Raw genomic sequence first — 22,986 nt, 5'->3', positions numbered from 1 at the left:
TGCATGCAGCAGTGCAACAGTGGCGATGATCAGGAACGCTTGTCGATGGCCACGAAGTCGCGATCTTCCGGGCCGATGTAGTTGGCGCTCGGGCGGATGATCTTGCCGTCGATACGCTGTTCGACGATGTGCGCGCTCCAGCCGGCGGTGCGGGCGATCACAAACAGGGGGGTGAACATCGCGGTCGGCACGCCCATCATGTGGTAGCTGACGGCGCTGAACCAGTCCAGGTTCGGGAACATCTTCTTGATGTCCCACATCACCGTTTCCAGGCGCTCGGCGATGTCGTACATCTTCATGCTCGACTGCTCTTCGGACAGTTCGCGGGCGACGTCCTTGATCACCTTGTTGCGCGGATCGGACACGGTGTAGACCGGGTGGCCGAAACCGATCACCACTTCCTTGCGCTCCACGCGGGCCTTGATGTCTTCCTCGGCTTCGTCCGGATTGTCATAGCGCTTCTGCACTTCGAACGCCACTTCGTTGGCGCCGCCGTGCTTGGGGCCACGCAGCGCGCCGATGCCACCGCAGATCGCGCTGTACATGTCGCTGCCGGTGCCGGCGATGACGCGGCAGGCGAAGGTCGAAGCGTTGAACTCGTGCTCGGCGTACAGGATCAGCGAGGTGTGCATCGCCTTCACCCACGAATCCTGCGGCTTCTCGCCGTGCAGCAGGTGCAGGAAGTGGCCACCGATGGAGTCATCATCGGTTTCCACGTCGATCGCGCGGCCGTTGTGGCTCCAGTGGTACCAGTACAGCAGCATCGAACCGAGGCAGGCCATCAGCTTGTCGGCGATGTCGCGCGCGCCCGGATGGTTGTGGTCATCCTTCTCCGGCGCCACGCAGCCGAGCACGGACACGCCGGTGCGCATCACATCCATCGGGTGCGCCGACGGCGGCAGTTCTTCCAGCGCGGCCTTCACCGCGGCCGGAATGCCACGCAGCGACTTCAGCTTGGCCTTGTAGGAGACCAGCTCGGCGCGGGTCGGCAGCTTGCCATGCACCAGCAGGTAGGCGATTTCCTCGAACTCGCTGGTGTTGGCCAGGTCCAGGATGTCGTAGCCACGGTAGTGCAGGTCGTTGCCACTGCGGCCGACGCTGCACAGCGCGGTGTTGCCGGCAGCGGTGCCGGACAGGGCGACGGACTTCTTCGGCTTGAAGGTCGGGGTTGCGGTCGTATCGTTCATGTTTCCCTCCGAAACTTGATGGTGCAGGGTACTGCTTATTTCTTGGCGGCGAACAGCGCATCGAGCTGCTGCTCGAAGGCGTGATAGCCGATACGGTCATACAGCTCCTCGCGGGTCTGCATGCTGTCGATCAGGTTGCGCTGGTGGCCCTCACGGCGGATCGTCTGGTAGACGTTCTCGGCGGCCTTGTTGGCGGCGCGGAAAGCGGACAGCGGGAACAGCTGGATGGCCACGCCGGCCGAAGCCAGCTCGTCGCGGCTGAACAGCGGGGTCGCGCCGAATTCAGTGATGTTGGCCAGCACCGGCACCTTCACCGCATCGACGAAGCGGCGGTAGGTCTCCAGGTCATAGGCGGCCTCGGCGAAGATGCCGTCGGCACCGGCTTCGACGCAGGCGATGGCACGCTCGATGGCCTTGTCCACGCCGTCCACCTGGATGGCGTCGGTGCGCGCGATCAGGAAGAAGTCCGGATCGGTCTTGGCATCGGCAGCGGCCTTCACGCGGTCGACCATTTCGCCCTGCGAGACGATCTCCTTGCCCGGGCGATGACCGCAGCGCTTGGCGCCGACCTGGTCTTCGATATGGCAGGCGGCCGCGCCGGCCTTGATCAGCGACTTCACCGTGCGCGCGATGTTGAACGCGCTCGGGCCAAAGCCGGTGTCGATGTCGACCATCAGCGGCAGGTCGCAGACATCGGTGATGCGGCGCACGTCCACCAGCACGTCTTCCAGGGTGTTGATGCCGAGGTCCGGCAGGCCCAACGAGCCGGCGGCCACGCCACCGCCGGACAGGTAGATGGCACGGAAACCCGCGCGCTTGGCCAGCAGCGCATGGTTGGCGTTGATCGCGCCGATCACCTGCAGCGGCGATTCGGCAGCCAGTGCCTCGCGGAAGCGGGCACCGGCGGAAGAGAGGGTCGAAACGGTCATGCGGCGATCCAGGTTGAAGGACACAGGGGTAAGCGCAAACACCGTGCCAACCTGCAAGCGGTTGATTTCACGGGGATGACCGGCCCGCAACACTGAAACATATGAAACACTGAAACAGATGTATCATGAAACATCGCCTCCCGGTATCCGTGCATGTACCTGCCCCGCTCGCCCCTGCGCCACGCCGATGCCGACCCCGGCCGCCCGGTGATCTGGACGGTCAGCGTTTCGCGCCTGACTGGCCTGCTGGGCGATGTCATTCCCGAATTCGACCGCCGCGCGCGCATCGAGCAGATCAACCTGGGCTTCGAGGAGGCCGTGGAAGTGATCGGCCAGCGCCTGCGCCGCGAGCACTGCGACGTGGTGATTGCCGGCGGCTCCAATGCAGCCTGGTTGCGCGGTCGCCTGGACCTGCCGCTGGTACCGATCCATGCCAATGGCTTCGACCTGATGGAAGCGCTGGCGCGCGCCCGCCGCATCGCCCCACGCATCGGCCTGGTCACCCATGCCAGCGACGTGCCGGTGTTCAGCAGCTTCCAGCAGAGCTTCGGCCTGGACATCGAGCACCGCCGCTTCGTCACCCGCGAAGATGCCCGCGACTGCATCGCCGACCTGCGCGCCAACGGTATCGAAGTGATCGTCGGCACCGGCATGGCCATCGACCATGCCGAACAGGCCGGACTGCCCGGCGTGCTGCTGTACTCGGCTGATTCGGTGCGGCAGGCGTTCGAGCATGCGCTGGAGCTGACCCAGGCCATGGCCCGCTCCGGCGGCAGCCGGCCGGCTCCGCGCCGCCGCACCGCCGCACGCAACGATGCGCATGCCCTGCTCGGCGACAGCAATGCGATGGCCGACGTGCGCGCACAGATCGCGCTGTACGCCCCGCACGACAGCACCGTGCTGGTTACCGGCGAGACCGGCACCGGCAAGGAACTGGTTGCACGCCAGCTGCACGCCGCCAGCGGTCGTCGCGGTCGCTTCGTTGCGCTGAACTGCGGTGCGATCAGCGAATCACTGCTGGAAGCGGAGCTGTTCGGCTACAGCGACGGCGCCTTCACCGGTGCGCGCCGCGGGGGGCGCGTCGGCCTGGTCGAGGCAGCCGATGGCGGCACGTTGTTCCTGGACGAGATCGGTGAACTGCCGCTGCCGCTGCAGACCCGCCTGCTGCGGGTGCTGGAAGAACGCGAAGTGCTTCGCGTGGGTGCCACCGAACCGACCCCGGTCGACCTGCGCGTGGTCGCCGCCACCCTGCAATCGCTGGAGCAGCGCGCGGCGGCTGGCAGCTTCCGCCGCGACCTGTATTACCGGCTGGCCGCGCTGCGCATCGCACTGCCCACTCTGCGTGCACGTCGAGGCGATATCCCGCTGCTGACCACGCACTTCTTCCGCGAACTGCGCGGCATCGATGCACCGCTGGATGCAGAAGCACTGGCCCTGCTCAGCGCTGCCGACTGGCCAGGCAACGTACGTGAACTGCGCAATCTGGTGGATAGGCTGCGCATCCACTGGCAGCCGGGTGAGGGGCTGATCGATGCAGCGCGCCTGCTGCAGCTGGCGCCGGAGTTGGTGAACGAAGGCGCCGCCACACTGCCAGTGGAAAACAACGGCAAGCGCCCGCCGCGTGCGCAACTGCAAGCGCTGCTGCAGGAACACCGCAATGACCGCGAAGGCATGGCGCAGGCGCTGGGTGTGTCACGCACCACGCTGTGGCGATGGCTGCGCGCGGAGGGGTTGTAACGTCCTGCCGTCTGGTTGGTGCAGAACCGATGCCTGGTGGGTGCGAACCTTGGGTCGCACCGCTTTTTCCCAAGCACCCCATCCACGCATGGCGTGGATCTACTGGGGCGCCGCGCGCGCTTCGATGGCGAACCGTCCACTGCCCACGGCCGCAACCCATAGCAGCAGCACGCCCAGCGGCACTTCGCTCAGGTAGAAGAACCAGCTCAGCCAATCCGGCACGCTCAGCCCCGCAGGGATACGCGCGATGCCATCGGTCAGTGCCGCCACCGCGCAGATCCCCGCCAGCAGCAGTGCCGATGGGCGGCTGAGCAGGCCCAGTACAAGCAGTCCACCTGCGATCCATTCAATGCCGCCGAGCACCGGCGCACTGAACACGGGAAACGGGATACCTGCATCGACCAGCGTATGCACCATGCGCTCGCGTCCGGCGTCGGTGAACACCTTGTTCCAGCCCGATACGCAGAACATCACCCCGGCGACGACACGTGCGAGCAGCAACAGGAGCGCTTCCACGCCCTGGCGCGGCGGTGGCACGGTAAACAGGCAACGCCAGGAGGGCATGGCGACTCCGGATTTCGAGGGCATCGGTCGGAGTGTGCGGTTCGCTGACCTGCTCGCACATGAAGCTGGCCAGTCCGTTTGCGACAAACGGCTCTCGCAGTGGTACGCGTTGGAACAATGGCAGTGGTACAGGCTCGACCCTACGATGCAGGTGTACCGACCTTTCCATCCACGCATGGCGTGGATCTACCCGGCCAGCAGCAGCTCGATCTCTTCCACCTGCACCACCGGCACCTGCCACGGGTGATGCGGCACGATGCCGTGCTCGAGGATGCGCTGTAGCCGCTGCGGATCGCGCGGCAGGCAGAACTCCAGCCGCACGCTGTCGACCACCTCGGTCTGCCCCGCCTCGCCCTGCGTGGGGATCGCACCCACGCGTGGCCGGAACTGTTCGAACCCCGGCGCGGACCACCACATGCCGTGCTCGTAATCGCCGGCCACCAGCGCATCCACCGAAAGGATGCCCTGCTTCACCGCCTCCAGGGCAGGCACCGGCACGAACACCACCACGCGATACAGCGGCACGCGTTGCATCACGGTGCCTTACGGGTACAACAAGCGCTTGCTCCAGCGCCCTTCGGCACCCGCTTCGTAGCACCAGCGCTCGTGCAGGCGGAACTGCGCGCCGTACCAGAACTCGATGCGGTCAGGCACCACCCGCAGACCACTCCAACCGTCCGGACGCGGCACGTCCTTGCCCTCGAAGCGCGCCTCGACCTCGGCCACGCGCGCGTCGAACTCCTCGCGCGAGTTCAACGTCTTCGACTGCAGCGACGCCCACGCGCCGATCTGGCTCATGCGCGGACGGCTGGCGAAATAGGCGTCGGCCTCGGCATCGGCCACCTGCTCCACGCGTCCCTCGATGCGCACCTGGATGCCGGCCTCGCGCAGGCTGCGCCACAGGAACAGCAGCGCCGCCTGCGGATTGGCCTGCAGCTCGTTACCCTTGTGGCTGTCCAGGTGGGTGTAGAACACGAAGCCGCGCTCATCGAACGCCTTCAACAGCACGGTGCGCGCCGATGGCCGGCCCTGCACATCGGCGGTCGCCACGGTCATCGCATTGGGCTCGACTTCGCGGCTCTGTTTCGCTTCTTCGAATAGGGCGGCAAAGGTCGACAGGGCTTCGGCGTACAGGTCGCTCATGACAGCATTCTTCTCACACGGTTTGGGCTATTGTGGCGGCATGGTCGCCGCTGCGTACATGCCCCAGGTGAAAGGATTCCCCGAAACAGTGGTCGAGCAGGCGCTGGATGACGCGCTGGGCAGCAGCACAGCCGTTCCAGTATTGGCGATCAGCGGCCTGCAGGGGAGCGGCAAATCGACGCTGGCCGCGCAGGTGGTTGCCCGTGCCCAGGCGCGTGGCCTGAACGCCGCAACGCTGTCCATCGACGATGTCTACCTGACCCGCGCACAACGCCAGCGCCTTGCCCGGCAAGTACATCCGTTGTTGATCACCCGTGGTCCACCGGGCACCCACGACCTGCCGCTGGCACATGCGGTACTGGACGCAGTGGCAGCACGACAGCCCCTGGCCCTGCCCCGCTTCGACAAGCTGGCCGACGAGCGCCTGCCCGAAGCGCAGTGGCCGCAGCTGCAAACGCCGCTGGACCTGCTGGTGTTCGAGGGCTGGTTCCTGGGCACCCCAGCGCAGGACGATGCCGAACTGGATATCCCGCTCAACGCCCTGGAGCGCGAGGCCGATGCCGATGGCCGTTGGCGGCGCTGGTGCAACCAGGCGCTGGCCCGCGACTATCCGGCGCTGTGGCAGCGTTGCGACCGCTTGTGGTTCCTGCAACCCCCTGATTTTTCGGTGGTGCCGCGTTGGCGCTGGCAGCAGGAGCAGAACCTGCAGGCGGCCCAGCCGGGGCGGCACGGCATGAACCGCCCCCAGCTGGAGCGCTTCGTGCAGTACTACGAGCGGGTCAGCCGGCAGGCGTTGCGTGCGCTGCCGGCCATTGCCGACCGGGTAGTGGCGCTGGATGCCCAGCGCCAGGTGCAAGGGCTGCGCTGAGCAGCCTCACTCCACCAGGAAGGTGACCCGCAGGTTCACCCGCCATTCGGTGATCTCACCGTTGCCGTCGGTGACCACCTTGGTCTCGTTGATCCAGGCGCCCTGGATGCCCTTGACCGTCCCGGACACCTTCTTCAAACCGCTGCGCACTGCGTCCTCCACGCTCTTGGGCGAGGACGCATTGATTTCGATGACCTTGGCAACCGACATGGCAGGCACTCCATCAGGCGCGGGATACCCCGCAGGAACCTCCACCCTGACGTGAAGAACGTAAAGGCCAAGGCACGGAGGTGTTAGCATCAGAGGGCATGAATCCCGCTCCGAACCTGATCCTGATCGGCCCGATGGGTGCCGGTAAAACCTGCATCGGCCGCCGCCTCGCCGAGCGCTTCACGCTGGACTTCGTCGACGTCGACCAGGCCATCGTCGATGCGACCGGGGCCAGCATCCCCACGATCTTCGAGCATTCCGGCGAAGCCGGTTTCCGCGCCCATGAGCGCCAGGCGCTGGCGCAGGTGCTGGCCGGCCGTGGCCAGCTGGTGTCCACCGGCGGCGGTGCCGTGCTTGACCCGGACAATCGCGCCCTGATCGCCAAGCGAGGCTTTGTCGTCTACCTGCGGGTCAGCGTCGCAGCCCAGCTGGAGCGTCTGTCACGCGACAAGGCCCGGCCACTGCTGCAGCGGCCGGACCGCGAACAGGTGCTGCATGATCTGGCCGCGCATCGCGACCCGCTGTATCGCGACCTCGCCGATGTCACTCTTGATACCGACCCGTTTACCGCCGCCGATGCCACTGCCCAGCTTGTCGTCAAGCTGGCCACGCACTGGCAGCGACAGGACCCCACTGCATGACTTCCCCTGCCCTGCTGCAGGTCGCCGTTGGCGGCGACCGTCCCTATTCCATCACCATCGGTGCCGGCGCCCAGGCCGACGGCGCCGCATTGGCCAGCCATGTGCGTGGCCGCCATGTCTTGCTGGTCAGCGACAGCGAGGTTGCGCCACGCTATCTGGATGCCACCAAGCAGACCCTGCTGGCCGCACGCCCGGACCTGATCCTGGCTGAGCATGTGCTGGCCGCCGGCGAAGCCTCCAAGACCCTGGCCGAGTTCGGCTCGGTCATCGAAGCGCTGGCCGCGCTCGGCGCGACCCGCGATGCCTGCGTGTTCGCCCTCGGTGGTGGTGTGGTCGGCGATCTCGCCGGCTTTGCCGCGGCCTGCTGGATGCGCGGCATCGACTGCGTGCAGCTGCCGACCACGCTGCTGGCGATGGTCGACTCCTCGGTGGGCGGCAAGACCGCCGTGGATATCCCGGCCGGCAAGAACCTGGTCGGTGCGTTCCACCCACCGCGTGCGGTGATCGCCGATACCCGCGTGCTGGCCACCCTGCCGCCGCGCGAGCTGCGCGCCGGCCTGGCCGAAGTGGTGAAGTACGGCGCGCTGGGCGATGCGGTGTTCTTCGAGTGGCTGCAGCAGCATGCCGAGGCACTGGCGGCCGGCGAGGATGCGGTCATCGCCGAGGCCATCGCCCGCAGCTGCCGGCACAAGGCCGCCATCGTCGAGCGCGATCCCTTCGAGAAGGGCGAGCGCGCCCTGCTCAACCTGGGACACACCTTCGGCCACGCGATCGAAACCGAACAGGGCTACTCCGCACCGGGGCGCGATGCGCTGAACCACGGTGAGGCCGTAGCGGTGGGCATGGTGCTGGCGGCCCGCCTCTCCACCCACCTGGGCCTGGCCGACGACGCCGACCGGGTGCGCCTGCAGGCGCTGCTGGAACAGCTTGGCCTGCCGGTGGCAATCCCCGCCGGGCTGGACCCGCAGGCCCTGCTCGGCCGCATGCGCCTGGACAAGAAGAACGTGGCCGGCCGCCTGCGCCTGGTGCTGTGGCGTGGCATGGGCCGCGCCGAAGTCGTACCGGACGTGGATGAAGCGGCGGTACTGAAGGTGCTGGGCGCAGGCTGACCGCTTCCGCGTTCGCCGGGCATGGCCCGGCGCTACCTGGGAGGTTTCATGAGGTTGCCGGCCAGCGGCCGGCACTACCGGATCAGCGTTGCGGCAGGGCTCACCTCGCCCCCGCTACAATCGGTGCCATGCACGTCCACCTGCAACAACCCGCCGACGGTGCCCAGGCACCGCGCTTCCTGCGCCTGACCCTGGTCCCGGACCTGTTCGGCGGCTGGGAACTGCTGCGTGAATCCGGCCGCGTCGGCGCCCGCTCGCAGCTGCGGCGCGAGCTGTACCTGACGGCCGACGAAGCCCGCCACGCGTACGACAAAGCCCGCGATGCCGAACTGCATCGGGGCTTCCAGATTCTTTCGCACGGCGACTGACTGCGCCGCTGCTCTTTTCGCCCAAGGAATGCCCACTGTGACCAGCCCTCTCCGCAACGATCGCCTGCTGCGCGCCCTGCGCCGCGAACCGGTGGACTGCACCCCTGTCTGGCTGATGCGCCAGGCCGGCCGCTACCTGCCGGAATATCGCGCCACCCGGGCCAAGGCCGGCAGCTTCCTGGCCATGGCCAAGAACCCGGAGATCGCCTGCGAAGTCACCCTGCAGCCGCTGCGCCGCTTCCCGCTGGACGCGGCCATCCTGTTCTCGGACATCCTCACCATTCCCGATGCCATGGGCCTGGAGCTGTACTTCGTCGAAGGCGAAGGCCCGAAGTTCCGCCACCCGGTACGCGATGAAGCGGCCATCGCCAGGCTGGCGGTGCCGGACATGGAGCAGGATCTGGGCTATGTGATGGACGCGGTGCGCCTGATCCGCCGCGAACTGGATGGCCAGGTGCCGCTGATCGGTTTCTCGGGCAGCCCGTGGACGTTGGCCTGCTACATGGTCGAGGGCGGCGGCAGCAAGGATTTCGCGCGCATCAAGGCGATGGCGCTGAACCATCCGCAGGCCCTGCACCGCCTGCTGGAGGTAACCACCGATGCGGTGATTGCCTACCTCGGCGCGCAGCGCGCGGCCGGTGCGCAGGCCCTGCAGGTGTTCGACACATGGGGCGGCGTGCTGTCGCCGGCAATGTACCGCGAGTTCTCGCTGCGCTATCTGCAGCGCATCGCCGAAGGCCTGGAGCGCGGCGAAGGCAGCGAGCGCACGCCGCTGATCCTGTTCGGCAAGGGCACCGGCCTGCACCTGGAAGCGCTGTCGCAGACCGGCGCCGATGCGCTCGGCCTGGACTGGACGCTGGACCTGGACGAAGCGCTGCGCCGCACCGGTGGCCGCGTAGCGCTGCAGGGCAACCTGGATCCGACCACGTTGTATGCCTCGCCTGATGCGATCGCCGCTGCGGCCGCACGCGTGCTCGATACCTATGCCGCCGGCAACGGTGGTTCGCGCGAGGGCCATGTGTTCAACCTCGGCCACGGCATGTCGCCGGACATGGACCCGGCCCATGTACAGGTGCTGGTCGACGCAGTGCACGCACACAGCCAACGCTGAGCATCGCGCAGGCAATCACGGCGCGATGTTGATCGCGCCGTGACCCGCAGTGCGCGATCATGGCGCCCCCACGTTGCACCGGCCACGCCCCATGTCCACAGCGCCATCGACCTACACCCGCCAGCGTCCCCTGCTGTGGCTGGTTTCGCTGGCGATCTTCATGCAGATGCTGGACTCGACCATCGTCAACACGGCCTTGCCGGCGATGGCGGCCAGCCTTGGCGAAAGCCCCCTGCAGATGCAGTCGGTGGTCTTCAGCTACGCGCTGGCAGTGGCCACCTTCATTCCCGCCTCCGGCTGGATCGCCGACCGCTACGGCACCCGACGCACCTTCCTGGTGGCGATCATCCTGTTCACCCTCGGCTCGCTGGCCTGCGCGATGGCGCAGCAGCTGCACCAGCTGGTGGCCGCGCGCGTACTGCAGGGCATCGGCGGCGCGATGCTGCTGCCGGTCGGGCGCCTGGCGGTGATGCGCTCGGTGCCACGCGAGGACTTCCTGCGTGCGATGAGCTTCATCGCCATTCCCGCACTGGTGGGTCCGCTGATCGGCCCCACGCTGGGTGGTTGGCTGGTCGAGATCGCCTCGTGGCACTGGGTGTTCCTGATCAACCTGCCGATCGGCGTCATCGGCTTCATCGCGGCGATGAAGATCATGCCCGACCACTACGCCAGCCACCGCACCCGGTTCGACCTTCGCGGCTACGCCATGCTGGCCTTTGCGATGGTGGTGCTGTCGCTGGCACTGGATGGGATTTCCGGGCTCGGTACACCACACGCGCTGGTGATGCTGATGACCGTGGCCGGCCTGGCCGCGCTGGTCGGTTACTGGCTGCACGCGGCAAATTCAACGGCACCGCTGTTCTCCCTGGCACTGTTCCGCGTGCCCAGCTACCGCATCGGCATTCTCGGCAACCTGTTCTCGCGCATCGGCAGCAGTGCCATGCCGATGCTGATTCCGCTGCTGCTGCAGGTCGGCCTTGGCCTCGGGCCGATGAACGCCGGCCTGATGATGGTGCCCGTGGCCGCCGCAGGCATGGTGTCGAAGAAGCTGGCGGTGAAACTGGTTGAACGCTACGGCTATCGCCGCGTGCTGATGACCAACACCGTGCTGGTCGGCCTGGCGATGGCCAGCTTCATCCTGATGACACCGGGCCAGCACCTGGCCGTGCGCCTGCTGCAGCTGGCGTTCTTCGGTGCGGTCAATTCGTTGCAGTTCACCGTGATGAACACCGTCACCCTGCGCGACCTCGACCGCGAGTTCGCCAGTTCCGGCAACAGCCTGCTGTCGATGGTGATGATGCTCGCCGCCGGCTTCGGTGCAGCCGCCGCAGGCAGCCTGCTGGCCGCATTCGGCACGCAGCTGGAAGGCCACGGCGCCACGGCTGCGCTGCACGCCACGTTCCTGTGCGTGGGCGCGATCACGCTCACGTCGACGCTGATCTTCTGGCAGTTGCCCGACACCAAGCCCGAACCGCGCCAGGTAGAAGAAGTAGCGGAGTAGAGGGTTCGGCAGGGCTGCGCCCTGCACCTGCAGAGGCCGAAGCAAGGGCGACGGCAACAGCAACAGCAACAGCGGATATTCCGTGGGATGGCGGGGCGGTGTCGGAGTGCGGGGACGCCGCAAGTACGTCCTTGTAGGCTTGGCAGCCGCTTGCTCGTGTGCGCTTTCCTGCGCACACGGCAAGACCGGGGTTGGGCGTCCTGCCCAACCCGCCCGAGGCATGCCTCGGCCCCATGCGGCTGACACCCCGCAATCCGACACCGCCCCACCTCCGACAGTTTCCCGGCGTCTGGTAGATCCACGCCATGCGTGGATGAATCTCTGTCAGATATCGAAATAATTCTGGGGTCAGATCCGTTTTCCTGCGGGAAACGGATCTGACCCCATGCCGCCCACCAACAGCAACACAGAACGCCGTTCCGACAGATCGCGGAAATCTGTCGAAGGCGGGGTGGGTCCGGTTGCGGGGGCGTGAGCGCCATGGATGGCGCGACCGAGCTTACAGGGACGTACTTGCAGCGTCCCCCGCAACCGGACCCACCCCGCCATCCCACGGAATGCCAGCTTTTGCTTTTGCTTTTGCTTTTGCCGTTGATTCGGCGGGTGCAGGGCGCAGCCCTGCCGAACCCCTACCGCCCCAGCACGCGGGCGATCGCTTCCACCAGCAGCTCACCGGTCACCGGCTTGCGCAGGAAACCACCGATGCCGGCCGCTTCCACCTGCTGCTGCAGGTCCGGGTCGGTGCGTGCGGTCACCGCCAGCAGCGGCAACGTGTAACCCTGGTTGCGCAGATGCTGGGCCAGTTCGAAACCGCTCAGGCCCGGCAGATCCAGATCGAGCAGGCCGACATCGAAATCCCCCGCGCTGATTTCACGCAGCGCGGCCAGCGCGTGGGCCGCGTGGACCACCTCATGGCCACGGGTGGTCAGCAGCCCACACATCACATCGGCCACGGTCGCATCGTCCTCCACCAGCAACACCCGCAGCGGCGGCATGTTGACCGCAGCAGCGGCGGCGTCACTGTCGGCACCTCCGTCGCTGGCCGCCCCCTGCTGCAGCGGCAACGGCAGGCTGACACCGAAGCAGGTACCGCTGCCCAGCTGGCTTTCCACCCGGATCCGGCCCTGCATGGCCAGTGCCAGCTCGCGGCAGATCGCCAGGCCCAGGCCGCTGCCGCCGTACTGCGCTGCGGTGCGCGCACCGTCGGCCTGCTCGAAGCGCCGGAACAACCGTTGCTGCTGCTCCTGGCTGATGCCCGGACCGGTATCGCGAACCTCGAAATACAGCCCACGCGGCCCTTCCTCGCAACGCGCATGCAGCGTGATGCTGCCGCGGCTGGTGAACTTGACCGCGTTGGACAGCAGGTTGAGCAGGATCTGCCGCACCCGCATCGCATCGCCGGTCGCCTGCAGCCCCGCCGGCAACTGGTTGTCGAGGATGAACCGCAGGCCCTTCTGTGCAGCCAGTGGCCCCATCAGCGCGGCCAGATCCTGCAGCAGGCGATTGAGACCGAACGCGTTGGACTGCAGTTCCAGGCGCCCCGATTCGATCCGCGCCAAGTCCAGCGCATCATTGACCAGGTGCAGCAGATGCTCGCCCGCATGCCGGATCGACTGGGTATAGCCGCGCTGCTGCGGATCCAGCGGCGAGGCCAGCAGCAGTTCACTCATGCCCAGCACCCCGGTCATCGGCGTGCGGATTTCATGGCCGAGATTGGCAAGGAAGCGCGTCTTGGCCGCCGATGCGTGCTCGGCCAGATCCTGCTTGTGCAGGGCGAGCTGGTAGGCGTGCTGGCGCTGCAGCCGGCGCCGGTACAGCCAGGCGAACCAGCTGGTCAGCAGCAACCCGATCGAGGCCAGCACCAGCAGGCCGGACAAGCTGCGCCACCACGGCGGCTGCACATGGAATTCCAGGGTCTGCACCCGCGACCACACGTGGTCGGCCGAGCGCGCCTGCACTTCCAGCCGGTAGGCGCCGGGTGGCAGGCGCGAGAACAGGCGCTCGCCTGCCGGGCCCACCTCGACCCAATCCGGGTCGTAGCCGGCCAACCGGTAGCGGTAGGTGTTGGAAGCCGAATCGGCGAAGGACAACAGGCGCGCGACGATACGCAGGTCGCGGTCACCATCGGCGATCTGCAGCGGCGTGTCATGGGTCAGGTCCAGCAGCTGCTCGTTGCGGCGTACCTCCACCCGCTCGATCACCAGCGGCGCACGCCGGGTGGACGGTCGAACCTGTTCGGGATCGAACACCACCACACCGGCGGGGGTACCTGCCACCATGCGCCCCGCCGAGGAGGCGATCAGGGTGTGTTCGCGGAACTCCTGGCTGGGCAGCCCATCGTGCACCCCGTACAGGCGTACGCTCTCGCCATCGGCACTCACCCGCACCAGGCCGCGGGCGCTGGTGGCCCACGCCACGCCCTGCGCGTCGACCACCAGGCCGGTAGCGGAAATCGCTGGATAGCCCTGCTCGGCGCCCACTACCGCCTGCCGTTCCAGCCGGCCCTGGCTCCAGAGATACCGCGACAGGCGCCCATCCTCGGACAACCAGACCTGGCCGTCCTTGCCCACGTGCAGGGCGTACACCGCAGTGGCCGGCGCACCGGGCACCGGCTGGAAGCGCTGCGCATCCGGTTGCCATTGCAGCAGGCCGCGGCTGCTGGCCAGCCAGATCCGGTCCTGCGGGCCGCATTCCACGTCAAGATTGAGCTGACCGGCCTGCAGACCGTCCTGGCCGTTTTCCAGCCGCCGGCGCACGTGCCCGTCCAGATCACGCTGCTGCAGCCCCGATGACAGCATCAACCACAGGCTGTCGCCATCGCAGGTCATCATCGCCTCGATGTTGCCTTCCATGGTCGCGTCCGCGCCCGAGTCCCGCCCCCAGCGCCGCAGCTCGCCACGACGCGGGTCGTAGCGCATCAGGGCGTCGGTCGAGCCCACCCACACCTGGCCCTGCCGGTCTTCGCGCACCGAGGTCAGCCAGTGCATGCCGTTGACGAAGGTGCGGTGCTGCTCGATCACGCCCGTGCGCGGATTGAAGCGGTCCAGCGCGCCATGGCTGCCGACCGTCCACACCCCGCCATTGCTGGAGGGGCTGGTACCGAGCACATAGGAATTGCGCAGCGAGGACGGATCATCCTCCAGCCGCGAAAACACCGAGAACTGCCACCAGCGCGGAAGCAGGTGCCACAGGCCGGCATTGGTACTGGCCAGCCAGATGCCGCCTTCGCGGTCCTCATAGGCGCCGGTCCAGTTCGGCCGCACCAGGCCACGGGCGATGGCGCTGTACAGCGGTACGGTCTGGTAGCGGCCATCGATGCCCCGGCCCAGGCCGCTGCGCGTGTCCAGCCAGTGCCCGCCCTGCTCGTCGCGCAGCATCATGCCCAGCACCTGGTCGCCGGCCGGCAATGTCCAGGGCACGGACTCGAAACGGCCATCCGGGCGCCGCACCGTGGCCCCGGCCAGCGTGCTGATCCAGAGGCTGCCGTCGGGTTCTGCGGTCAGTCCATTGATCAGCAGGCTGGGCACCAGGTCGCCGCCGATGCGTTCGAAATCGGTACCGGTCCAGCGCGCCACGCCATGCTTGGTGCCGACCCACAGGCTGCCGTCGGCAAGCGTGGCCAGGTAGGGCACCGACGCGGCCGGCAGACTGCGCGGGTTGTTCGCTTCGGGCAGGAACCGCTGCAGACGGTCATTGCTGTCCAGCCGGTACAGGCCGCCCTCGTGGGTGCCGAACCAGATCGCGCCATCCGGTGTCGCAGCCAGGCTCCAGACGGTGTTGCTGCCCATCAGCGGCTGGCTGCTGCGATCGTAGAAGCGCAGCTGGCGGCGATCGGCCGACATCCGCACCAGGCCGGCATTTTCAGTGCCGATCCACAGCTCGTTGCGGGCATCGACCAGCACGCTCCAGATGCGGTTGTCGCGCAGGCCGTCTTCGGAACGCCAGATGCGGTAGTTGCGCCCGTCGTAGCGGGCCAGGCCATCGTTGGTGGCAATCCACAGGTAGCCGTAGCGGTCCTCGGCCATGCGGTTGACGGTGTTGGACGGCAGCCCATCGAACACGGTGACCTGGCGCGGCGAAGGTGGCACCGGCTGCGCGGCAGCGGGCACCAGGCAGCACAGCAGCAGCATCAGCAGCGTCACTGCCCGCAGATACACCACCGATGGCCTCCTCACGCTGCTGTTGATGATGCCCACGCCGTGGGCGTCGGCATGGTAAACCGAAAGTTGCGCGATTCACGCCGCAGGATGCCGTACTCAGCTGATGATCTGGCGTTTGCTGCGTGCCTGGGCAATGGCCGCCACCAGCAGATCGCCGGTCACCGGCTTGCGCAGGAAACCATCGAATCCGGCCGCAAGCACCTGCGCCTCGGCATAGGCATCCGAGCGCGCGGTAACGGCCACCAACGGCAGCTCGTAGCCCATCGCGCGCAGTTGGCGGGCGATGGCGGTGCCATCGAGTGCCGGCAGGTCGAGGTCGAGCAGGCCGACGTCGAACCCCTCGGTGGATATTTCCGACAGTGCGCCCAGGCCATGCAGCACGTGCACCACCTCATGGCCACGGCTGCGCAGCAGACCGGCGATGACCTCGGCAACGGTGGCATCGTCCTCGACCAGCAGGATGCGCAGTGCAGGCAGCATCGGCGACGCTGCCTCGCCAGGGCTGGAGGCCTGCTGCCGGCTCCACGGCAGCGGCAGCCGCACGGCGAAGCGTGCGCCACGCCCCGGCTGGCTGTCGACATCGATGCGGCCGCCCATCGCCACCGCCAGCTCCTGGCAGATCGCCAGGCCCAGCCCGCTGCCACCATAGCGCGAGGCGGTACGCGGGCCATCGGCCTGTTCGAAGCGGTGGAACAGGCGCTGCTGCTGCTCGGCATTGATACCCGGCCCGCTGTCGCTGACCTCGAACGTCACCGCGCCGCCGTCGTCGTCCAGGCGCGCCGCCAGGCCGACATGGCCACGCTCGGTGAACTTGATCGCGTTGCCCAGCAGGTTCAGCAGGATCTGGCGGACGCGCATCTCATCGCCACTGACGCAGATCGGGCCTGGCAATGCCTCCCCGCGCTGGAACGCCAGCCTGCGCTGTTGTGCCATGGGCTGCATCAACGCCTGCACCTGGTCCAGCAGTCCGCCCAGGTCGAACGGGCGGATGTCCAGTTCAAGCCGGCCGGCCTCGATCCGGGCCAGGTCCAACGCATCGTTGACCAGCCGCAGCAGATGGCTGCCGGCCTGCTGGATCGAACCGGCATAGCTGCGCTGCACCGGGTCCAGTTCGGTGGACAGCAGCAGTTCGCTCATGCCCAGTACACCGGTCATCGGCGTGCGTACTTCGTGGCCCAGTGTCGCCAGGAAGCGGCTCTTGGCCTGCGATGCCTGCTCGGCGATCTGTTGCTTGTGCACCGTCAACTGCCACTGCTGGCGTCGCCGCAGCCGCCTGCGGATCGACCACAGCAGTGCCAACAGCAACAACGAACCCAGCATTGCATAGCCGAAAATCGCCATGCCGCTGCGCCACCAGGGGGGCAGTACCTTGATGTGCAACTGCTGCGAGGGCGTCCACGGACCACTGGCCGTCGCGGCCTGCACCTCGATGGCGTAGGTGCCGGGCGGCAGCCGCGACAACGTGCGTTGGCCGTCCCCACCCTGTTCCACCCAGTTCTGGTCGTATCCCTCCACGCGGAACCGGTAGCGGTTGCCCTGCGGGTTGGCGTAGGACAGCAGGCGTGCATCGATCTGCAGATCACGGTCGTCGGGCCCCAGCAACAGCAGGCCGGAGGTCGGCAAGGGCTGCCAGCCGCGCGCATCATCGCGACGGACGCGAACCTGCGCGATCACCAGCTGCGAGGGTGGCAGCTCGGCGTCGGCAGCATTCGGATCGAAGCCCACCATGCCGGTCTGGGTAACGGCCAGCACCCGGCCATCGGCATCGATTGCCGGTGGGCGTCCGGTGAACTCGGCATCAAGCAGGCCGTCGCGCTCATTGAAGATCTGCAGGCGACGCTGTTTCGGATCCCAGCGCAGCAGGCCGCGGGGCGTCGTCGCCCACAACTGACCGTTCCGGGCCAGGGCCAGCCCACCCATGCTGACCGGCGGCACGCCGGCACTGGCATCGACGCGCTGGATCAGGCGCAGGCTCAGGCCATCCCACTGGTAGCGCTCGAATGCGCCCTGGCGTGCGATCCACAACTGCCGGGGATCGATCCATACCAGATCGTAGATGGGCCCCCTGGAAACGCCGGGCACCGCTTCGAAGCGGTCTCCCTGCTCGCGCCAGATGCCCATTTCCCCGACCACCCAGGCGTGCCCGCCAGCATCGAAGCGGATCTGCTCGACCGGCGCGTCGGTGCTGCCTCGCAGCGTAGCGCCGTCGAAACTGCGCAGCAGGCGGCCGTCGGCACTGCGCTGTTGCAGGCCCAGGTTCATCACCGATACCCAGACCGTGCCATCGGGGGCCTGCCGCATCAGATCGATCCGCTGCCGAAGGTCGGCGCCACCGCCAATGCGCCAGTCGCGCAGCACACCGGTGGCGGGGTCGTAGACGCTGATGCGCCCCGCGCGGCCGAGCCACAGCCTGCCGTCGGGACGTGGCAGCACCGACCACACCGCGCCGCTGCCCAGTTCGCGGTCGCTGACCAGCAGGCTCAACGTCCCCTGTGCATCGATCTGGTAGACGCCATGCGCAGAGCCGACGTAGTAGCTGCGGCCGTCGCTGGCAGCACTCAACAGGTACTGGCTGTCCAGCGGCTTGCCATCGAACTGGTACCAGGTTGAAAAGCGTCGCCAGTCGGGCGGCAGGTAAGCCAGGCCCTGGGTCAGCAGTGCGACCCACAGCCCTCCCTCATGGTCCTGCATCAGGTCGAGCACGCCACTGTGGCCGGTCAGGAAACCACTGCCACGGTCGCCTTCCAGCCTGCGCAGCACCTGGCCGTCACCACGCAGCAGGCCATCGGAAGTTCCCGCCCAGTAGCCTCCGTGGCTGTCGGCCAGGACCAGTGCCGAGCGCAGGCGGGCACTGTCGGCCCAGGCCGGTCGCGTCACCCGATCCTGCGCATCGATGCGATACAGGCCGTCGTTCTGCGTACCGACCCAGATCGCGCCATCGGCATCGCGGCTCAGCCGCAGCACGCTCACCGCCGCCAGTTCGCGCGGCGCCACGGCTTCGAAGGCGTGGCCGTTCCAGCGCGCCACACCGGCTTCGGTGCCCACCCACAGCCGTCCCTGCGCATCCACCAGACTGCTGAAGACGGTGTCACTCGGCAGACCGCCGGGCTGCGCCCGATCATGCTGGAAATGGCGCAGCGAGCCATCTTCGCCGACGCGGCAGACCCCATGGCTGCTGCTGCCGACCCATAGCGCATCCTCGGCGTAGGCCAGGGTCCAGAACTGTCCCTGGCACCCTTCAGTGACGGAATCGAAGGTCTTGAAACGTTCGCGGTCGGCATCCAGCCGGGCCAGCCCCTTGCCGTTGATGCCCACCCATACCCGGTCGAGCGGGTCGACCAGCAGGGTTTCGATCTCGTTGCCGGGCAGCGAATCCGGTTGTGCCGGGTCGTGCTGCCAGACCCGCAGCTCACCGCCGTCATAGCGGGCCAGGCCGCCGTCGGTGGCGGCCCACACGCGGCCCTGTCGGTCTTCGGCCAGCGCCACCACCATGCGCGAGGGCAATCCCTCGGCCGCGCCGAAACGGCGCAGGCGCGGTGTTTCACCGGCCATGTCCAAGGTCGCCGCTGCAGCCGAAAGCGCCAACAGCACCAGACCTGCTCCTGCAATGCCTTGGCACCACCGGCGCCAGCCGCTCTTCATCCTGAACCCCCTGTCCTGTGCCGATTGTCACACAGGGCTGCAGCCATCGCTGCAACAGCCTGTTTCCGGCCACATCGGCACCACGAACTGTTGCAGCCGTGCACACAGCGTTGCGCGGGGGCTATGGGTATGATCGAACGGTCTTTTTCCCGGAGCCCCCCGCCGATGCGCCACTGCCTGGCCCTGCTGCCGATGCTGCTTGCCGTGGCCCCCGCCTGGGCAGGCAACGAGGCCTACCGCATCGATCCGGTGCACACCCGTGTGCTGTTTGCGATCGACCATGCCGGCTACTCGCAGGCGCTGGGTACGATCTCCGGAAGCCAGGGCCAGTTGCAGTTCGATAGCGACAACTGGCGCGATGCGACACTGGACGTCGAGATTCCGGTGTCGCGATTGGACCTTGGTGATGCCAAGTGGAACCAGGCAACCCTGGCGCGCAGCCTGCTCGATGGCGAACGCTTCCCCACCGCCCGCTTCGTCTCCCACCATGTCGAACCGATCGATGCCCGCCATGCACACGTACTGGGCACCCTGACCCTGCGCGGGGTCAGCCAGGAAGTCGCGCTGGAGGTGACATTGAACCAGGTCAAACGCTATCCGCTGCCGCCGTTCCGGCGTACTGCAGGGTTCTCCGCCACCACCACGCTGAGCCGGCGTGCCTTCGGCATCACCGCATGGCCGGGCGTGATCGGTGATGCGGTGCAGGTGCGTATCGAGGCTGAAGCCACGCTCGACCGCAGCGATTCTCCGGGAACTCCCCCGCCCCAACCCCACTCCGACAGCCAGACGGCCACCAAGGACCCTTCATGACCGCCAAGAACACCCCTGCTGCCTGGGGGAGTGTCAGCCAGACCCTGCACTGGCTGATCGCACTGCTGATTCTCGCCTTGGGCATCGTCGGCCTGACCATGGGCGAGCTGCCGAAGACGCCAAAGTATTTCTGGGTCTATACCGCGCACAAGTCGATCGGCATCACCGTGCTGGCACTGGTGGTGCTGCGCCTGGGCTGGCGCCTGTATGCCGGTGCCCCCAAGCCGGTACCCGGCGTGCCGGGCTGGCAGGAGCGCATCGCCAGCGCCACCCATGTGCTGCTGTATGTGCTGATGTTCGCCATCCCGTTGTCGGGCTGGCTGTACGACTCGGCCAGCGGCCTGCGTCCGTTCCGCTGGTTCGGTCTGGTCGATGTGCCCAAGCTGAGCGGACCGGATCCGCAGATCGTGGCGGTATCCCATGCCCTGCACGAATACGGCTTCTGGCTGTTGATCGCGGTGGTGCTGGCCCATGCCGGTGCCGCCTTCTACCACCACCTGTTCCAGCGCGATGCCACCCTGTCCCGGATGTTGCCGCGTGGCTGGCTCGCCTCTCCCCAGAAGGACTGACCGATGAACCTTAAACTGACCACTCCGACCGCCGTGGCCGCCGCGCTTGCCGGCATGCTGGCCACCGCACCGGCGCTCGCCGCCGATTACGCCCAGGCGCCGGGTGCCGGTTCGTTCCTGGCCTTTGCCACCAAGTACGACGGTGAAGTGTTCACCGGCAGCTTCCCGGGCTTTGCCACCAAGCTCAGCTTCGACCCGGCCAATCCGTCCGCAGGTTCGCTGGACGTGGTGATTCCGCTGGCCGGCGCCAAGAGCGGCAACAGCGACCGCGACTCCACCCTGCAGGGCGCGGATTTCTTCAACGTCGGCAAGTTCGCTACCGCACGCTACACCGCCAAGGGCTTCCGCGCGCTCGGCAACGACCAGTTCGCCGCCGACGGCACGCTGGAACTGCGCGGCGTGAGCAAGCCGGTCACCTTCACTTTCACCTGGAAGCCCGGCGCGCAGCCGGTGCTGACCGGCAAGGCCACGGTCAAGCGCCTGGACTTCGGTGTCGGTGGCGGTGACTGGGCGGATACCAAGACCATCCCGGACGAAACCGCGATCAGCACGATCGTGAAGTTCGACGCGAAATAAGACGCCTTCGTCCTGGTAGCGCCGGGCCATGCCCGGCGACTTCCACCGCTGGCCGCGCTTCGCGCTCGCCAGGCATGGCCCGGCGTTACCTGCCTGCCAACAGCCAGGCCTGCACCGTGGCCGCATCGAACGGCCAGTCCAGCTCCCGCCCACCGCGCTCGTCGCGCAGCACCGGCACCCGCGCCCCATAGCGCGCCTCCAGCGCCGGCTGGTCATCGAGGAACACCGATTCGAACTCGGGCGCCCGCGCCCTGGCCAGTTCGGCCAGGGCCATGTCACACAGATGGCAGTCGTCACGCTGGAACAAGGTCAACACCGGGGTTTGCTCCCTTGGCGGAAATGCTGCGCCGCAGTCATGGAAGTGCGGCGTGAACCGCTAGAATAGCGGTCTCTCCCGGTACCCGCAGTACGGCAACCATGGCTGTCAGCACGTTCGACGTTTTCAAGATCGGCATTGGCCCGAGCTCCTCGCACACCGTCGGGCCGATGAGGGCCGCCGAGCGCTTCATCCATCGCTGGCTGCTCGACCCGGGCAAGCTTGCGCAGGTCGCGCGCATCCGTGCCGATGTGTACGGCTCGCTGGCGCTGACCGGTCGCGGCCACGGCACCGACAAGGCGATCCTGCTTGGACTGGAAGGGCAGCGCCCGAACCTGATCGACCCGGACATCATCCCGTCCACGCTGGAACGCATCCGCAGCAGCAAGCGGATCATGCTGATGGGCCAGCACGAGATCGCCTTCGACGAAAAGCGCGACCTCGGCCTGAACAAGCGGCAGAAGCTGCCCTACCACACCAACGGCATGCGCTTCACCGCCTACAACGCCGATGACGAAGTGCTGGCCACCCGCGACTACTATTCGGTCGGCGGTGGCTTCGTGGTCAACCAGGACGACGCGGCCGATGACCGTATCGTGCCTGATGAAACGCCGTTGCCCTACCCGTTCAAGAGCGGCGACGAGCTGCTGGCGCAGACCGCGCGCAGTGGCCTGAGCATCGCCCAGTTGATGTTCGAGAACGAGAAATGCTGGCGCAGCGAGGACGAGATCCGCGACAACCTGCGCGAGATCTGGAGCGCAATGCAGGCCTGCGTGGCGCGCGGCATCCGCGAGGAAGGCGTGCTGCCGGGTGGCCTGAAAGTGGGCCGCCGCGCGCCGGCGCTGTACCGCGAGCTGTCGTCGAAGCCGGAAGCGGCGATGCGCGACCCGTTGACCACGCTGGACTGGGTCAACCTGTACGCACTGGCCGTGAACGAAGAGAACGCTGCCGGTGGCCGCGTGGTCACCGCACCCACCAACGGCGCGGCGGGCGTACTGCCGGCGGTGCTGCACTACTTCGACCGCTTCTGCCCGGGCGCGAACGAACAGCGGGTGTTCGACTTCCTGCTGACCTCGGCGGCGATCGGCATCCTGTACAAGGAAAACGCCTCGATCTCCGGCGCCGAAGTGGGCTGCCAGGGCGAGGTCGGCGTGGCCTGTTCGATGGCCGCCGGTGGCCTGGTCGCGGCGCTGGGCGGCAACCCTAGCCAGATCGAGAACGCGGCGGAAATCGGCATGGAGCACAACCTGGGCCTGACCTGCGATCCGATCGGTGGCCTGGTGCAGATCCCGTGCATCGAGCGCAACGCGATGGGTGCGGTGAAGGCGATCAACGCCTCGCGCATGGCCATGCGCGGCGACGGCAAGCACAAGGTGTCGCTGGACAAGGTCATCAAGACCATGCGCGATACCGGCCGCGACATGCAGGACAAGTACAAGGAAACCAGCCGCGGCGGGCTGGCGGTGAACGTCATCGAGTGCTGATGATCTGCAGGGCCGGGCATGGCCTGGCTCTACTGCAGGGCCGGGCATCGACCCGGCTCTG

Annotated in this window: 20 protein-coding genes; 11 read left to right on the top strand and 9 right to left on the bottom strand. The window is 67.4% G+C overall.

Translation table 11 applies throughout. The annotated features are described in order from the left end of the window. Positions 1-29: 29 nt before the first annotated feature. Positions 30-1,187, bottom strand: a complete 1,158-nt coding sequence (gene prpC / locus LC407_RS09905; protein ID WP_025877010.1) for a 2-methylcitrate synthase — start codon at positions 1,185-1,187, stop codon at positions 30-32. Between the two features lie 35 nt (positions 1,188-1,222). Further along, the gene (gene prpB, locus LC407_RS09900; RefSeq protein WP_059064829.1) at positions 1,223-2,116 is read right to left on the bottom strand and encodes a methylisocitrate lyase; all 894 of its coding nucleotides are present in this window, start codon (positions 2,114-2,116) and stop codon (positions 1,223-1,225) included. A 153-nt stretch (positions 2,117-2,269) separates the two neighbouring features. Here prpB and prpR point away from each other — a divergent pair, with 153 nt between their 5' ends. Beyond that, positions 2,270-3,853, top strand: a complete 1,584-nt coding sequence (gene prpR / locus LC407_RS09895; RefSeq protein WP_025877006.1) for a propionate catabolism operon regulatory protein PrpR — start codon at positions 2,270-2,272, stop codon at positions 3,851-3,853. Between the two features lie 99 nt (positions 3,854-3,952). On the opposite strand, the gene LC407_RS09890 is transcribed toward prpR, so the two are convergent. The 3 genes from LC407_RS09890 to pdxH form a co-directional block, all read right to left on the bottom strand. Continuing rightward, on the bottom strand, positions 3,953-4,417 hold the full coding sequence (locus LC407_RS09890) for a DoxX family protein (RefSeq protein ID WP_223482754.1): 465 nt from the start codon (positions 4,415-4,417) through the stop codon (positions 3,953-3,955). 186 nt (positions 4,418-4,603) lie between these two features. Continuing rightward, positions 4,604-4,951: a hypothetical protein gene (locus LC407_RS09885; RefSeq protein ID WP_105164506.1), complete on the bottom strand. Its 348-nt coding sequence runs from the start codon at positions 4,949-4,951 to the stop codon at positions 4,604-4,606. A gap of 9 nt (positions 4,952-4,960) precedes the next feature. Beyond that, entirely contained in the window at positions 4,961-5,560 is a 600-nt protein-coding gene (gene pdxH / locus LC407_RS09880) for a pyridoxamine 5'-phosphate oxidase (RefSeq protein WP_033831770.1), read from the bottom strand. A 40-nt stretch (positions 5,561-5,600) separates the two neighbouring features. On the opposite strand from pdxH, the gene LC407_RS09875 reads away from it, so the two are divergent. After that, complete coding sequence (locus tag LC407_RS09875; protein WP_223482753.1) at positions 5,601-6,428, top strand: kinase; 828 nt, start codon at positions 5,601-5,603, stop codon at positions 6,426-6,428. Between the two features lie 6 nt (positions 6,429-6,434). Here LC407_RS09875 and LC407_RS09870 read toward each other — a convergent pair whose 3' ends face one another. After that, positions 6,435-6,638, bottom strand: coding sequence for a dodecin family protein (locus LC407_RS09870; protein WP_025876997.1), 204 nt, complete (start codon positions 6,636-6,638; stop codon positions 6,435-6,437). A gap of 98 nt (positions 6,639-6,736) precedes the next feature. Between LC407_RS09870 and LC407_RS09865 the strand changes: the two genes are divergently transcribed. From LC407_RS09865 to mdtD, 5 genes are all read left to right on the top strand, one after another. After that, a complete protein-coding gene (locus tag LC407_RS09865; RefSeq protein WP_032976596.1) occupies positions 6,737-7,279 on the top strand; it encodes a shikimate kinase in 543 nt (180 codons plus the stop codon). Continuing rightward, positions 7,276-8,388 carry a 3-dehydroquinate synthase gene (gene aroB / locus LC407_RS09860; protein WP_223482752.1) on the top strand — a complete coding sequence of 371 codons (1,113 nt, stop codon included), beginning with the start codon at positions 7,276-7,278 and terminating at the stop codon, positions 8,386-8,388. Before LC407_RS09865 ends, aroB begins: the two co-directional genes overlap by 4 nt. Positions 8,389-8,516: 128 nt before the next feature. Beyond that, positions 8,517-8,756, top strand: coding sequence for a WGR domain-containing protein (locus LC407_RS09855; protein WP_025876992.1), 240 nt, complete (start codon positions 8,517-8,519; stop codon positions 8,754-8,756). Between the two features lie 28 nt (positions 8,757-8,784). Continuing rightward, positions 8,785-9,867, top strand: a complete 1,083-nt coding sequence (gene hemE, locus LC407_RS09850; protein ID WP_032951968.1) for a uroporphyrinogen decarboxylase — start codon at positions 8,785-8,787, stop codon at positions 9,865-9,867. Positions 9,868-9,958: 91 nt separating this feature from the next. After that, entirely contained in the window at positions 9,959-11,368 is a 1,410-nt protein-coding gene (gene mdtD / locus LC407_RS09845) for a multidrug transporter subunit MdtD (RefSeq protein ID WP_025876990.1), read from the top strand. 629 nt (positions 11,369-11,997) lie between these two features. Here the strand turns inward: mdtD and LC407_RS09840 are convergent. Next, positions 11,998-15,528, bottom strand: coding sequence for a hybrid sensor histidine kinase/response regulator (locus LC407_RS09840; protein WP_218787847.1), 3,531 nt, complete (start codon positions 15,526-15,528; stop codon positions 11,998-12,000). Between the two features lie 96 nt (positions 15,529-15,624). Further along, positions 15,625-19,170 carry an ATP-binding protein gene (locus LC407_RS09835; protein WP_134832954.1) on the bottom strand — a complete coding sequence of 1,182 codons (3,546 nt, stop codon included), beginning with the start codon at positions 19,168-19,170 and terminating at the stop codon, positions 15,625-15,627. 165 nt (positions 19,171-19,335) lie between these two features. On the opposite strand from LC407_RS09835, the gene LC407_RS09830 reads away from it, so the two are divergent. The 3 genes from LC407_RS09830 to LC407_RS09820 are packed head-to-tail and all read left to right on the top strand — an operon-like array spanning position 19,336 to position 21,125. Beyond that, on the top strand, positions 19,336-19,980 hold the full coding sequence (locus LC407_RS09830; RefSeq protein WP_223482751.1) for a YceI family protein: 645 nt from the start codon (positions 19,336-19,338) through the stop codon (positions 19,978-19,980). After that, positions 19,977-20,549 carry a cytochrome b gene (locus LC407_RS09825; RefSeq protein WP_025877835.1) on the top strand — a complete coding sequence of 191 codons (573 nt, stop codon included), beginning with the start codon at positions 19,977-19,979 and terminating at the stop codon, positions 20,547-20,549. The genes LC407_RS09830 and LC407_RS09825 overlap by 4 nt, the downstream gene beginning before the upstream one ends. Before the next feature lie 3 nt (positions 20,550-20,552). Next, a complete protein-coding gene (locus LC407_RS09820; protein ID WP_223482750.1) occupies positions 20,553-21,125 on the top strand; it encodes a YceI family protein in 573 nt (190 codons plus the stop codon). Between the two features lie 85 nt (positions 21,126-21,210). On the opposite strand, the gene LC407_RS09815 is transcribed toward LC407_RS09820, so the two are convergent. Beyond that, complete coding sequence (locus LC407_RS09815; protein ID WP_025877830.1) at positions 21,211-21,441, bottom strand: glutaredoxin family protein; 231 nt, start codon at positions 21,439-21,441, stop codon at positions 21,211-21,213. A 101-nt stretch (positions 21,442-21,542) separates the two neighbouring features. Here LC407_RS09815 and LC407_RS09810 point away from each other — a divergent pair, with 101 nt between their 5' ends. After that, complete coding sequence (locus LC407_RS09810; RefSeq protein WP_025877828.1) at positions 21,543-22,925, top strand: L-serine ammonia-lyase; 1,383 nt, start codon at positions 21,543-21,545, stop codon at positions 22,923-22,925. The last annotated feature ends 61 nt before the right edge of the window (positions 22,926-22,986 follow it).

The sequence above is a fragment of the Stenotrophomonas sp. OVS01A genome (genome assembly GCF_019969775.1).
In the GTDB taxonomy this organism is placed as follows: domain Bacteria; phylum Pseudomonadota; class Gammaproteobacteria; order Xanthomonadales; family Xanthomonadaceae; genus Stenotrophomonas; species Stenotrophomonas indicatrix.
The sequence above is the reverse complement of the archived record's forward strand: the minus strand, read 5'-3'. Positions and strand labels throughout refer to the sequence as shown.